This window comes from Streptomyces sp. SID10853, assembly GCF_010548145.1.
In the GTDB taxonomy this organism is placed as follows: domain Bacteria; phylum Actinomycetota; class Actinomycetes; order Streptomycetales; family Streptomycetaceae; genus Streptomyces.
In genome coordinates, this window is sequence record NZ_JAAGLN010000023.1 from 35,534 (window position 1) to 47,560 (window position 12,027).

At 70.2% G+C, this 12,027-nt stretch carries 10 protein-coding genes, 1 pseudogene and 1 riboswitch; of the genes and pseudogenes, 1 reads left to right on the forward strand and 10 read right to left on the reverse strand.

Annotated elements, in window-relative coordinates; genetic code table 11:
- Positions 1-485: 485 nt before the first annotated feature.
- The 10 genes from G3I19_RS07615 to G3I19_RS07660 form a co-directional block, all read right to left on the reverse strand.
- Positions 486-1,409 carry a Ppx/GppA phosphatase family protein gene (locus G3I19_RS07615; protein WP_164260953.1) on the reverse strand — a complete coding sequence of 308 codons (924 nt, stop codon included), beginning with the start codon at positions 1,407-1,409 and terminating at the stop codon, positions 486-488.
- A 46-nt stretch (positions 1,410-1,455) separates the two neighbouring features.
- Positions 1,456-2,010: a DUF501 domain-containing protein gene (locus tag G3I19_RS07620; RefSeq protein WP_164260956.1), complete on the reverse strand. Its 555-nt coding sequence runs from the start codon at positions 2,008-2,010 to the stop codon at positions 1,456-1,458.
- Between the two features lie 88 nt (positions 2,011-2,098).
- On the reverse strand, positions 2,099-2,575 hold the full coding sequence (locus tag G3I19_RS07625; protein WP_164260959.1) for a septum formation initiator family protein: 477 nt from the start codon (positions 2,573-2,575) through the stop codon (positions 2,099-2,101).
- 147 nt (positions 2,576-2,722) lie between these two features.
- The gene (eno, locus tag G3I19_RS07630) at positions 2,723-4,012 is read right to left on the reverse strand and encodes a phosphopyruvate hydratase (protein WP_164260962.1); all 1,290 of its coding nucleotides are present in this window, start codon (positions 4,010-4,012) and stop codon (positions 2,723-2,725) included.
- Between the two features lie 245 nt (positions 4,013-4,257).
- Entirely contained in the window at positions 4,258-4,974 is a 717-nt protein-coding gene (locus tag G3I19_RS07635) for a transglycosylase family protein (RefSeq protein WP_164260965.1), read from the reverse strand.
- Between the two features lie 3 nt (positions 4,975-4,977).
- Positions 4,978-5,164, reverse strand: a riboswitch (cyclic di-AMP (ydaO/yuaA leader).
- A gap of 257 nt (positions 5,165-5,421) precedes the next feature.
- On the reverse strand, positions 5,422-6,495 hold the full coding sequence (locus G3I19_RS07640; protein ID WP_164260968.1) for a transglycosylase family protein: 1,074 nt from the start codon (positions 6,493-6,495) through the stop codon (positions 5,422-5,424).
- 136 nt (positions 6,496-6,631) lie between these two features.
- Entirely contained in the window at positions 6,632-7,897 is a 1,266-nt protein-coding gene (locus G3I19_RS07645; RefSeq protein WP_164260971.1) for a cytochrome P450, read from the reverse strand.
- Positions 7,894-8,886 (reverse strand): nucleoside triphosphate pyrophosphohydrolase, encoded by a 993-nt coding sequence (locus tag G3I19_RS07650; RefSeq protein ID WP_343235019.1) that lies wholly within the window; start codon positions 8,884-8,886, stop codon positions 7,894-7,896. Before G3I19_RS07650 ends, G3I19_RS07645 begins: the two co-directional genes overlap by 4 nt.
- Before the next feature lie 153 nt (positions 8,887-9,039).
- Entirely contained in the window at positions 9,040-9,714 is a 675-nt protein-coding gene (locus tag G3I19_RS07655; RefSeq protein ID WP_164260977.1) for a SurA N-terminal domain-containing protein, read from the reverse strand.
- A gap of 84 nt (positions 9,715-9,798) precedes the next feature.
- A complete protein-coding gene (locus G3I19_RS07660; protein ID WP_164260979.1) occupies positions 9,799-10,251 on the reverse strand; it encodes a GtrA family protein in 453 nt (150 codons plus the stop codon).
- A 160-nt stretch (positions 10,252-10,411) separates the two neighbouring features.
- Here G3I19_RS07660 and G3I19_RS07665 point away from each other — a divergent pair.
- Positions 10,412-12,027, forward strand: a pseudogene (locus G3I19_RS07665) (YfhO family protein); the annotation flags it as partial.

Here is a 12,027-nt window from a genome sequence, read left to right on the forward strand (position 1 = left end):
CCTGGACACCTCTGCTACACTGCGCGACCCGCATGACGCAGGTCACTCCCGTACAGGGGAACCAGCACGCCCCGGCGGTCGTTGTCCACCCCTCTTGAGCTGGCCCTCACGGTGTCGCACCGGGTGGACCACTGCCCGGCGTCATCCGCCCGCAACACGCAGGACACGGCCCGCGAAGGACGCGAAAGGGGCTTACGGGCACCCGCCGGGGGCGAATGTCCGCGGATCTTCGGCCGGCAGGCCCCAATTCCTTGTGAAGAACTTCACGAACTTTCTCGCGGCCGGCCGCCGGAACGGCCACCGAGGGGGCCCCGGAAGCCTGACAACGCTGTCAGACCGCCCCCCGAAGGGGCCTCGCGAAAGCCGCCCGGGCGGGGCTCCGGCCGGCTCATCACCCCCGTCGTCAAAGTCGGCGGCCGACGCGCAACATCTGATGGCGGGCAGCCCGGAGCCCTGGGACTCCGGGTCGCTTCACCGTCAGCGGGTCACTCGCCGGCGACGCTCCACGCGATGCCGTCGAGGATGTCGTGCTCGCTGACGACCACCTCGCGGGCCCCGGTCCGCTTCATCACGGAGTGCAGGATCATCGCGCCCGCGCCGATGACGTCCACCCGCCCCGGATGCATCACCGGGATCGCCGCCCGCTCCTCGTGGGACGAGATCAGCAGGGTGCCGGCGATCTCGCCGACCTGCGCCGCGGTGATCCGGGAGTGGTGGATCGCGGTCGATTCATAGGCGTCGAGCCCCAGCGCGATGGCGCCGACCGTGGTCACCGAACCGGCGAGACCGACGAGCATGCGGTTCCCGGACAGCGGGACCGTCTCCGCCGCCTCGTCCAGCGCGGCGTCGATGTCGGCGCGCATCGCGGTGATCTCACCGAGCGTCGGCGGGTCGTGGCGGACGTGCCGCTCGGTGAGCCGTACGCAGCCGATGTTCACGGAGCGGGCCGCCCTGACGTGCTCGTCCCCGACAACGAACTCGGTGGAGCCGCCGCCGATGTCCACGACCAGATACTCACCGCCCTGCCCTGCCAGCTCCTTCGTCGCGCCCGTGAAGGAGAACTCGGCCTCCTGGTCGCCGGTGATCACCTCGGGTTCGACGCCGAGGATGTCGCGCACCCCGCTGACGAACTCGTCGCGGTTCTCGGCGTCGCGGGACGCGGACGTGGCGACGAAGCGGAGGCGCTCGGCGCCGTGGGCCTTGATGACCTCGGCGTACTCCTTACAGGCCGCGAAGGTCCGCTCCAGCGCCTCGGGGGCGAGCCGGCCCGTCCTGTCGACGTCCTGGCCGAGCCGGACGATGGTCATCCGCCGGTCCAGGTCGACGAGTTCACCGGTGGCGGGGTCGGCGTCCGCGACGAGCAGACGGATGGAGTTCGTACCGCAGTCAATGGAAGCGACGCGGGTCATATGGGTGTCCTCTCGTGGAGCCGGGGTTCGGTCCCGGCCCGGATCCTCAGAGACTGTCGCCGAGCGGGGCGGAGCCCTCGCCGTCCCGCGCCCGCGGCACGCACGGGCCCTTCGCCCACCACTCGGGCAGCATCGCGATCGCCTCGTCACCCAGCGGGTTGACGCCGGGTCCCGCGGCCAGCGAGTGCCCCACCAGGACATGCAGGCACTTGACCCGGTCCGGCATGCCACCCGCGCTCGGGAAGCCCTCAAGCACCTCGATCGCGTCGCGGCGCGCGAGGTAGTCCTCGTGTGCGGCCCGGTAGGAGGCCGCCAGTTCCGGGTCGGTGCGCAGGCGCTCGGTCATCTCCTTCATGACGCCGTTCGCCTCCAGCGTGCCGATCGCGGAGGCGGCACGCGGGCAGGTCAGGTAGTACGTCGTCGGGAACGGCGTGCCGTCCTCCAGACGCGGGGCCGTCTCGACGACGTCCGGGTTGCCGCACGGGCAGCGGTGCGCGATGGCGCGCAGCCCGCGGGGCGGGCGGCCGAGCTGCTCCTTGAACGCGCTGATGTCCGCGTCGGTGGGCTCGGTACGGTCGGTCTGCGGAGGGGGCGTTTCCATGCCTGCCTTGGATCTGAGTACGTGTGAGGTGAGTGCCTGTGAAGTCATGTGCGGGGTCGGAAGCGGAGGCGCATGGCGTACGGCGTGGCTAGGGGCCCTTGGTGCGGTCCGCGCTGTCCACGCCGTCCCACAGGTTCGAGTACCACGGCCGGTCCGCCGCGCCCTTGCCGCCGGAGCGCTGGGTGCGGGAATCGGGATCGACCATCGTGTAGTTGGTCTCCCCCGGCCGCACATAGTGCAGTTGCTCGCGGGCCAGCCGCTCCACGTACGCGTTGTCCTGGAGGCGGGCCTTCTCGTCCCGCAGCTCCTCGACGCGCGCCTTCGCGTCGCTGACCTGGCGCCGCTGGTCGGCGATGTCGTTGCGCTGGGACACGTACTGCCGCATCGGATACGCGAGCGCCACCACCAGGGTGCAGAGCACCATCAGCAGTATCGCCGCCCGGCCGGTGAGCCGGGGCCTGCGTGCCTGGCGCCTGGACTGGGAACGGTAGACACGGGCCGCGGTCTGCTCGCCGAGCACCCTGAGCCTGGTCGCGGTGGAGAACCGGTCCCGGTTCCCTGCCATGCCGCCTCCCCGATACACACGCACGTCCGTCCCCGGACACGGTACGGGACCGGGTACGGGGACGGCTGCGCGTGACTGCGCCTTTACTGCTGATTCAGCTGATTCAGCTCTTTATTCAGTTCTTCGGCCGTGCCGGCTTCGGCTGTGTCAGCTGGAGCGGAAGCGCGGGAACGCCGAGCGGCCCGCGTACACCGCAGCATCGTCGAGGATCTCCTCGATGCGCAGCAGCTGGTTGTACTTGGCGACGCGGTCCGAGCGGGCCGGGGCGCCGGTCTTGATCTGGCCGCAGTTCACGGCGACCGCGAGGTCGGCGATGGTGACGTCCTCGGTCTCGCCGGAGCGGTGCGACATCATGCACTTGAAGCCGTTGCGCTGGGCGAGCTCGACGGCGTCGAGGGTCTCGGTCAGCGAACCGATCTGGTTGACCTTGACGAGCAGGGCGTTGGCGGAGCCCTCCTCGATGCCACGGGCCAGCCGCTCCGGGTTGGTGACGAAGAGGTCGTCGCCGACGATCTGGACCTTGGCGCCCAGCTTGTCGGTGATGACCTTCCAGCCGTCCCAGTCGTCCTCGTACAGCGGGTCCTCGATGGAGACGAGCGGGTACGAGGCGACGAGCTCCTCGTAGTACTCGGTCATCTCGGCGGCCGAGCGGGACTTGCCCTCGAACTCGTACTTGCCGTCCTTGTAGAACTCGGAGGCTGCGACGTCGAGCGCGAGCGCGATGTCCTTGCCCGGCGCGTAACCGGCCTCCTTGATGGCCTCCAGGATGAGGTCGAGGGCGGCGCGGTTCGACTCCAGGTTCGGCGCGAAGCCGCCCTCGTCACCGAGACCGGTCGACAGACCCTTGGTCTTCAGGACCTTCTTGAGGGTGTGGTAGACCTCGGCGCCCCAGCGCAGCGCCTCCGAGAAGGACTCGGCGCCGATCGGCGCGATCATGAACTCCTGGATGTCGACGTTGGAGTCGGCGTGCGACCCGCCGTTCAGGATGTTCATCATCGGAACGGGCAGCAGGTGCGCGTTCGGGCCGCCCAGGTAACGGAAGAGCGGGAGGTCGGAAGCCTCGGACGCGGCGTGCGCCACGGCGAGCGAGACGCCGAGGATCGCGTTGGCGCCGAGCGAGCCCTTGTTCTCCGTCGCGTCCAGGTCGAACATCGCCTGGTCGATGAGGCGCTGCTCGGTGGCGTCGTATCCGACGAGCTCCGGGCCGATCTGCTCGATGACGGCGAGGACTGCCTTCTCGACACCCTTGCCCTGGTAACGGTTGGGGTCACCGTCGCGGAGCTCGATGGCCTCGAACGCACCGGTGGAGGCGCCGGACGGGACGGCGGCACGGCCCGTGCTGCCGTCGTCGAGGCCGACCTCGACCTCGACCGTGGGGTTGCCTCGGGAGTCCAGGATTTCCCGGGCTACGACGACGTCGATGGACGGCACTAGCATCTCCTTCTGGGATGTGACGCTATGGGCGCAGGGTCTCTTTGTCTTTGGCCTTGCGACAAGAGCCTAACCGGCTCGGGGGGATCAACCGGCAGGGCGCCCGGACCCTGGGACGAAAAAGGGCCCAAAAGATCGTATGACGGTGTGAAAGTCAGCAAATTTACTGACTGGTAACCGTCGGACAGGCCCCCGGCCCGGCGCGTACGGGGGAGTCGCGCCGGGCCGGGGGTGCAGGGGGAGAGCCGATATCAGCTCAGGTGGAGCTGCTGACCGGGGAAGATCAGGTTGGCGTCCTTCACGATGTCCTTGTTCAGGTCGTAGACCTTCTTCCAGCCACCGGAGACGTGCTCGGCCTTGGCGATCGTGGAGAGCGTGTCGCCGGCCTTGACCTTGTACTCGCCGTCGCCCTTCTGGATCGTCCGCGGCGCGGCGTGCTTCGGGGCGGCGTGCTTCGGAGCGGCCGGCGCACTGGTGCGGGCCTCGCTGCGCGAAGCGGCCTGCTGGTCGCTGTGGCTGCTCTGCTGGTCGGCGCTCGACGAGGAGCTGGACGAGGAGCTGTTCGACGAGGTCGAGACGTCCGGGCTCGGGCCACCGCTGGTCAGGCCGCCGGCACCGGCGCAGGACCAGGCACCCGGGCCCTGCATGGCGAGGAGCTTCTCGGCGGTGGCGATCTGCTGGCCCTTGGTGGCGAGGTCGGCACGCGGGGCGTACTGCGTACCACCGGCTGCGGCCCAGCTGGAGTTGTTGAACTGCAGGCCACCGTAGTAACCGTTGCCCGTGTTGGTGGACCAGTTGCCACCGGACTCGCACTGCGCGACGGCGTCCCAGGTGGAGACCGAGGCGGCGGACGCGGAGGTCGCACCGATCAGCGGCACGGCCACGGCCGCACCGGCGACACCGGCGAGCGTGGCGACACGGACGGCCTTCGAGGGGCGACGGTGCTTGGACTTGCTGGAAAACAGCATGACGAATCTCCTCACCGACGCCTACGAGGTGAGCTGTCGGGTTCGGGCCAATGAGTTGCCCGGCTGCGCGGCCTAGCGCACAGCTTCACCCCAAGCCGGTCCCGGTTCGTGCCGTTCTCTGACTCTGAACGGACGGCCGGCCCCGGCGCTTACCTGGGTCCCCCGCTCCTGCCTGCGGCGCTTCTTAGCGTCAACTGCTTCCCTTCGACCGATGGCAGGATTCGGCGTGGCGATCGAAGAGGCCCGCGGTGCGAGCGGTCTGACCGTAATCACAGGACCCCCCGATATTCAAAGATGAACATCGGGGACGAAATCCTGGGTTTACGACCACGCATGACCCGTTTTCGCAGGTGAGGGACGGCGTGCGCCGGGCGGACAGTCCGGACATTCAGCAGGACCGACGAGAGCCATGTCTCACTCGAACAGAAGCGGACATACAGGAGCTAACTACCCCTGTTTTGGGTCGAGATCAAGGCTCTGGCCAGGAACGATGAAGTCCGGGTCGCCTCCGACCGTCTGATGGTTCGCCGCATAGAGCGCGGGCCATCCGCCGGGCAGATCGTGCGCCTCGGCGATGGCCCAGAGGTTGTCACCCGCGCGGACGGTGTAGCTGCCGTCCGTACGGGCGTCATCCCGGGAGGGTTTTCCGCCACGCGAGGCATGGCGGCCGGACTCGTCACGGCCGGCACCGGACCCGTCGTCGGCGCCGCCCCGGTGCTTACCGGCCCCCGGGTCGGAGGGTGTCGCCGAGTCAGAAGGCGCGGGTGACCCGGAGTCGGGCGTGTCGGGCGTGGCGGACGCACTGGAGTCCGCGGTTCCCGAAGTGCCTGTCTTGCCGGTCTTGCCCGTCTTGCCTGAATCAACCGAAGAGCCCGAAGAGTCCGAACCATCCGTTGCATCCGAAGAAGAGCCGGATGACGGAGATGACGGGGATGCGGAGCCGGAAGAGGAGCCCGAGGGTGAATCGGACGGGCTCGGGCTCGCCGACGACTGCTTCGACGGCGTCTGCCCCGTATCGTCCGCATTCGATCCGGTGGTCGCGCTCGCGTCCGGGTCCGCCGCGTCCTTCCCTGAGCCGGCCGAAGCCGAGGGGGCCGGGCTCGCGGTGTCCGGGGAGCCCGGGTCCACGGTGGCCGTGTCCGCGTCACCCTTCGTCAGCCCGGCGATGGCCGCGCAACTGGCCCAGGGCGTCGCACCCTCGGCCGCGTACACCTTCTGAGCCACGGCTATCTGCTGGGAACGGCTGGCCAGGTCGGGGCGGGCGGCGTACTGCCCGCCGCCGTACTTGTCCCAGGTCGTCTGCGAGAACTGGAGTCCGCCGTAGTGGCCATTGCCGAGGTCGGCGCTCCAGATGCCGCCGCTCTCGCACAGCGCCACCCGGTCCCAGGTCGTGGCGTCGGCCGCGTGGGCGCCGGTCGATGCCAGCAGCGGAAGGGCGATGGCCGAGCCCGTAACTCCTGCCGCTACGACAAGAGCTGGAGCCTGACGGGGGCGGCGGTGCCGACCGTTCCCGGTGCGCATGCGGTGGCCTTCCGTGTGACGGATGAGTCGAGGGGTGAACGTAGCCGCACTCGAACGCCAGTCACAAGTCGATGCAGCGGAGATCACGTGAAAGTCACATTCTTGACGGCACGTCAGTCATGTACTGGTCAGGCCGTCAGACCTGCGGGTCACCGGCCCGGGTGCCGAACTCCACCGGAAGCGTGCGCAATCCCCGCATGATGAGCCCGCCGCGCCAGCGCAAATCGCCCGGTTCCACCGCAAGTCGCAGCTCCGGGAGGCGCCGCAGCAGGGTGGCGAGCGCGGTCTGCGCCTCCAGCCGGGCGAGTGGGGCGCCCAGGCAGTAGTGGATGCCGTGTCCGTAGCCGAGGTGCTGGTTGTCGGTGCGTGAGAGGTCGAGCGTGTCGGGCTCGGTGAAGCGCTCGGGGTCGCGGTCGGCGGCGGCCAGCACGACGAGTACGGGATCGCCCTCGGCGACGGCCTGCCCGCCCAGGGTCAGCGCCTCGGTGGCGAACCGCCAGGTCGCCAGCTCCACCGGCCCGTCGTAACGCAGCAGTTCCTCGACACCGGTGGCGAGGAGGCCGCTCTCCCCCGCCGCCAGTGACGCTTCCAGGCGCTCGCGCTGGTCCGGGTTGCGGAGCAGCGCGTACATCCCGTTGCCGATGAGGTTGACCGTCGTCTCGAACCCGGCGAAGAGCAGGATGAACGCCATGGCGGCCGCTTCGTTCTCGGTCAGGTGCTCACCGTCGTCGCTCGCCCTGATGAGCCCGGAGATGAGGTCGTCGCCGGGGTTCTCGCGCTTGCGGTGGATGAGTTCGGCGAGGTAGTTCCGCATCTTCTTGACCGACCTGGCGACCCCGCCGCGCGGGCCGCCGCCGTGACGGATCATCATGCCCGCCCAGTCGCGGAAGTCGTCCTGGTCCTCACGCGGGACGCCCAGCAGGTCGCAGATGGCGTAGATGGGGAGCGGGAACGCGACGTCATGGATGAGGTCGGCCCGGCCGTCCGCCACGAAGGCGTCGATCAGCTGGTCCGTCAGCTCCTGTACGCGCGGGGCGAAGAGCGCCACGGTGCGCGGGGTGAACGCCTTGGAGACCAGGCGCCGCAGCCGCGTGTGGTCCGGCGGGTCGATGTTCAGCAGATGCGTCATCAGCTCCGCCTTGCGCTCGCCCGGAATGCCGGTCTTGCCCTTGGCGTGCGGGGACTCCGCGTGGTGGGCGGGGTTCTTCGACAGCCGGGGCTCGGCGAGCGCCGCCCGCGCGTCCGCGTACCGGGTCACGAGCCAGGCCTCCACGCCGCTGGGGAGCGCGGTCCTGTGGACGGGTGCGTTCTCCCGCAGCCAGGCGTAGGCGGGGTACGGGTCGGTCGCGAACTCCCAGGTGAAGAGGGCGGGGGCCGGGCCTGCGGTGCTGTTGTCGGTCACTCCTCGACGGTAGTCGTACCGGGTGCGGCCTTCTCCGCGGCCCGGATCGCGTCCCGGTACGCCCGGGCCGCGGCGCGCAGTGCGGCCTCCGGGTCCGTGCCGGCCGCCTCCGCGCTCGCGGCCAGGGCGAGCAGCCGGTAGCCGACGCCCTCGCCCGTCGGCAGCGGTACGTCGAGCTGCGAACCCCGTACCCGCGAGGTCAGTTTCGCCGCGAGCGCGAGGGCCGGCTGGCCGACCGGGACGCCGTCCGTCACCGATGTGCGCTGTTTCTCGATCGCCTTGGTCCGGTTCCAGTGGGCGTGGACGTCATCGGCGGTCTCCGCCGTCTCGTCGCCGAACACATGCGGGTGGCGGCGGATCAGCTTCTCGACCAGGCCGCCGGCGACATCGTCGATGGAGAAGGGCTCGTCTCCTTCTTCTCCGTCTTCTTCTCCTTCTCCGCCGGTGCCCTCCTGGGCGATCCGGGCGTGGAAGACGACCTGGAGCAGGACGTCCCCCAGTTCCTCGCGCAGTTCGTCGCGGTCGCCGTCCTCGATCGCCTCGACGAGTTCGTACGCCTCCTCGATCAGGTACTTGGCGAGTCCCCGGTGGGTCTGCTGGGAGGTCCACGGGCACTCGCGGCGCACCCGGTCCATCACCTGCACCAGGTCGAGCAGGCGTGCGCCCGGCAGATCGTACGAGCCGGGCAGCAGCTCCAGGTCCGGCATCCGCACCCGGCCGCTGCCCGCGAGCCTGGCCAGGCCGTCGGTCAGCTGCCGGTCGCCCTCGCCCGACGGGAGGACGACGACCGTGCGGCCGCCCGCGCACTCCTCGACCAGCCGGTGCGCGTCGGGTGCCGTCTGCTCGACCGTCACGCCTGCCTCGCGGAGATACGGCAGCTCCGGATGGCCCGCGTCCGCGCAGAGCACCCGGTCCGCCGTGTGCAGCAGCTGCCAGGCCGGCCAGGACAGCAGTCCGGGCGCGACCCGGTGGCTGGTGGTCAGCAGCACGACCCGGCCGGGGGCGGCGGCGTCTTCGGCGACGGCGTGAGCGGCGGCGGCGTCAGCGGCAGCCGCGGCGTCGCCGTGAGCGGCAGCCGCGGCCCCGGCGTCGTCAGCGGTGGAAGAGGCGTCGGAGGTGTTCTCAGCGGTCACCCGTCGAAACTACCCCGCCGCGCTGACTCCGGTCCCGGCGGACTGCGCGGACTGCTCCTTGGTGACCTCGGTGATCCACGGCGTCTTGTACGCGCCGAGCTGGCTCTTCTTCGCGTCCCAGACCCCGTAGCGCGGGTTGACGTCCACGCCCATCGCCCTGGAGGTCTTCATCATCGCCTGGAGCACGGCGCTCTGGCCCTGCGGAGTGCTGAGCGAGGCGCCGCCCAGCTTCGCGGCCAGCTTCGACGCGGTGACCTGCTCCTGGAGTGCCTGGTCGATCTGGCCGGGGGCGATGCCGTTCTGCTGGAGGTAGACCTGCTGGAGCCGCTGCTCGCTGCCCGCCTGCTTGACCAGCTGGGCGCGCGCGTCCTGGATGTCCTTGCGGGTGACCTTCGCCCCGGCGTCCGACGCGGCCTTCGCGAGCACCCGGTCGAAGATCATGGTGCCGAGCTTCATACCGCTGAGGTTGTTGCTGCTCCTGATCAGCTCGGCGGCCTGCGGCGACTTGTTCTGCGCCGCGCGCACGTCGTTCACCTGCGTCTGGAGGGCGGCGACGGTGATCCGGTCCTTGCCCACGACGGCCGCGGCGCCCGGGTGGGGCTGGCTGCCGCAGGCGGCGAGGAGCGGTGCCGCGGCGACGAGGGCGACGGACACGGAGAGCGCAGTGCGACGACGGCGGTGCAAAGGAGCCTCCTGGCGGGCGAGTCTGTGCTTCGGTGCACCGGGCGGGTTTGTGCTTCGGTGCACAAGACCTTGCGTTGATCGATGTTAGGCACTTGGTGTGGCCGGGGCCACTGGTTCGACCAACGATTCAGGGGCTTCCCGGTTGTCGGGGCGGAGCATGATCATCCGGGAGATGACAAAAGTGAGCGGAACGGCCGCCGCTGCCGCGACCAGCGGCGCGTAGTGCGCACCGATGTGCCCCACACCCACCAGCAGGTACACCCCGCCGGTCGTGATGACGAAATTCGCCGCGTTGGTCAGCGGGAAGAGCAGGAACTTCCGCCAGGTCGGCCGGATCCGGTAGGTGAACCTGGCGTTCATGAAGAACGAGCCGACCATGCTGAGGCAGAAGGCGACGGTGTGCGCCGCGAGGTACGGGAGCCGCGTGAGCAGCAGCAGGTAACAGCCGTAGTACGTACCGGTGTTCACCACGCCGACGAGCGCGAAACGGACCAGCTGGCCCAGCTTGGCCGTAGCGGCCGACCGTGCGGTGTTCATCTGCGTACGCGCTCCTGAGAACGGGAGGGGGTGAAGTCCCGGCGACGGTTGGGTGAACTCACCGTATTCCAGGCTAATTCAGCGTATTCGCTGCCATATTCGGAGGATGAAACCCCGCCGTCCGGCAGTGACGCCCCGTCTCCGCGCCACCGTACTGGCCATGCCGCTCACCGTACTGGCCGTGTGCGCCGGGGACGCCGCCGCCCGGATCTACCCCTACGGGCCCCGCCACCGCAGCATCAGCGACCTGGGCAACCAGTACATCCCCTTCCACGCCCATCTGCGGGACCTGCTGCACGGCAGGGCTCACGGCGGGCTGTTCGTCAACTGGCAGTCGGGGTACGGCACATCGTTCCTGCCGGATCTGGGGACCTATCTGAGCAGCCCGTTCGCGCTGCTGGTGGCGGCCTTCCCGAAGGACCGGATCGACCTCGCGGTGTATCTGGTCACGCTGCTCAAGATGGCGGCGGCGTCGGCGGCGATGACCTCGCTGCTCCTCACTCTGCGCCCGGGCCGCTGGTGGGCGGCCGGGCTGTTCGGCGCCTCGTACGCGCTCTGCGGCTGGTCGGTCCTGGAGGCGTCGTACAACCTGATGTGGCTGGACGGGCTGATCGCCTTCCCGCTGCTGTGCCTGGTCGGCGAGTGGGTGCGGGGCGGGCGCAGACCGCTGCTCGGGCCGGTGGTCGTCGCGCTCGCCTGGACCGCGAACTTCTACACCGCGTACATGGCGACCATCGGAGCCGCGCTGGTGCTGCTCGTGCGGCTGCTGCTCACGGAGACGGGGGCGCGCCGCCGGCTCCGGGTGCTGCTCAGGGCGGCCGGGACGGTCCTGCTCGGCATCGGACTGGCCGCGCCGCTCCTCTGTACGGTCTTCCTCGGCACCCGGCACGCGTACCCGGGCTGGGCCCGGGACTTCGCGCCCGCCGCCTGGACGGATGTGTTCGCCCGCACGCTCCCCGCGACGTACAGCTTCTCGACCCCGGCGCTCTTCCTCGGCACGGGCACCCTGCTGTTCGCGTGTGCGCTGGCCTTCCACCGGGCGGTGCCGCACCGCGAACGGGCCGCGTGGGCGGGGCTCGTGGTGCTGGTGGCGCTGTCGATGCAGTGGAAGCCCACGCATCTGCTCTGGCATCTGTTCGCGACGCCGAACGGCAGCCCGTACCGGCAGACGTTCGTGCTGAGCGGTCTGCTGGTGATCGCGGCCTGGACAGCGCTGTCGTACGGACTGCCGGGCCGCAGGGCGCTGGCCGGCGGGGCGGGGGTGCTCGCGGCGGGGGCGGCCTTCGCGGCCTTCTCGCGGACGGTCACCGTATAGCGGACGGTCACCGTATATACGTATCCGCTCTTCGGCCTCGGCCTGGCCGCGGTGGTGGCCGGGCTTGCGCTGCGGAGGAGAGCGGGCCGGACCGTACCGGCGGGGGCCGGGGCGCGGGTGCGCCGCTGGCAGCCGGTTGTCGCCGTACTGCTGCTGGTGGGCGCGCAGGCGGGGCAGGCTGCGGCGACGACGGCGTACGCGGACCGGGTCAAGATCCACCGGCTCGACGACTACGCGCCGTGGGGCCGCCACCTGGACGAGGAGGCGGCGGCGGTCGCCGGGGCGGACGGGTGGCCGCGCTACCGCACCGACCCGGGGCGTCAGCAGACCACCGGGAACGACCCGTTGCTGGTCGGCGGCGAGGGCGGCTCGTACTACAGCAGCATGACCCCCGACCCGTACACCCGGACCATGGCCGCGCTCGGGGACGGCTGGACCTCGCGCGGCCGGAACATCCAGTC

Coding starts and splice junctions, on each gene's coding strand:
- G3I19_RS07615 (WP_164260953.1), bottom strand. CDS start 1,409: ATGACCCGCGTCGCTTCCATTGACTGCGGTACGAACTCCATCCGTCTG.
- G3I19_RS07620 (WP_164260956.1), bottom strand. CDS start 2,010: ATGGAAACGCCCCCTCCGCAGACCGACCGTACCGAGCCCACCGACGCG.
- G3I19_RS07625 (WP_164260959.1), bottom strand. CDS start 2,575: ATGGCAGGGAACCGGGACCGGTTCTCCACCGCGACCAGGCTCAGGGTG.
- eno (WP_164260962.1), bottom strand. CDS start 4,012: ATGCTAGTGCCGTCCATCGACGTCGTCGTAGCCCGGGAAATCCTGGAC.
- G3I19_RS07635 (WP_164260965.1), bottom strand. CDS start 4,974: ATGCTGTTTTCCAGCAAGTCCAAGCACCGTCGCCCCTCGAAGGCCGTC.
- G3I19_RS07640 (WP_164260968.1), bottom strand. CDS start 6,495: ATGCGCACCGGGAACGGTCGGCACCGCCGCCCCCGTCAGGCTCCAGCT.
- G3I19_RS07660 (WP_164260979.1), bottom strand. CDS start 10,251: ATGAACACCGCACGGTCGGCCGCTACGGCCAAGCTGGGCCAGCTGGTC.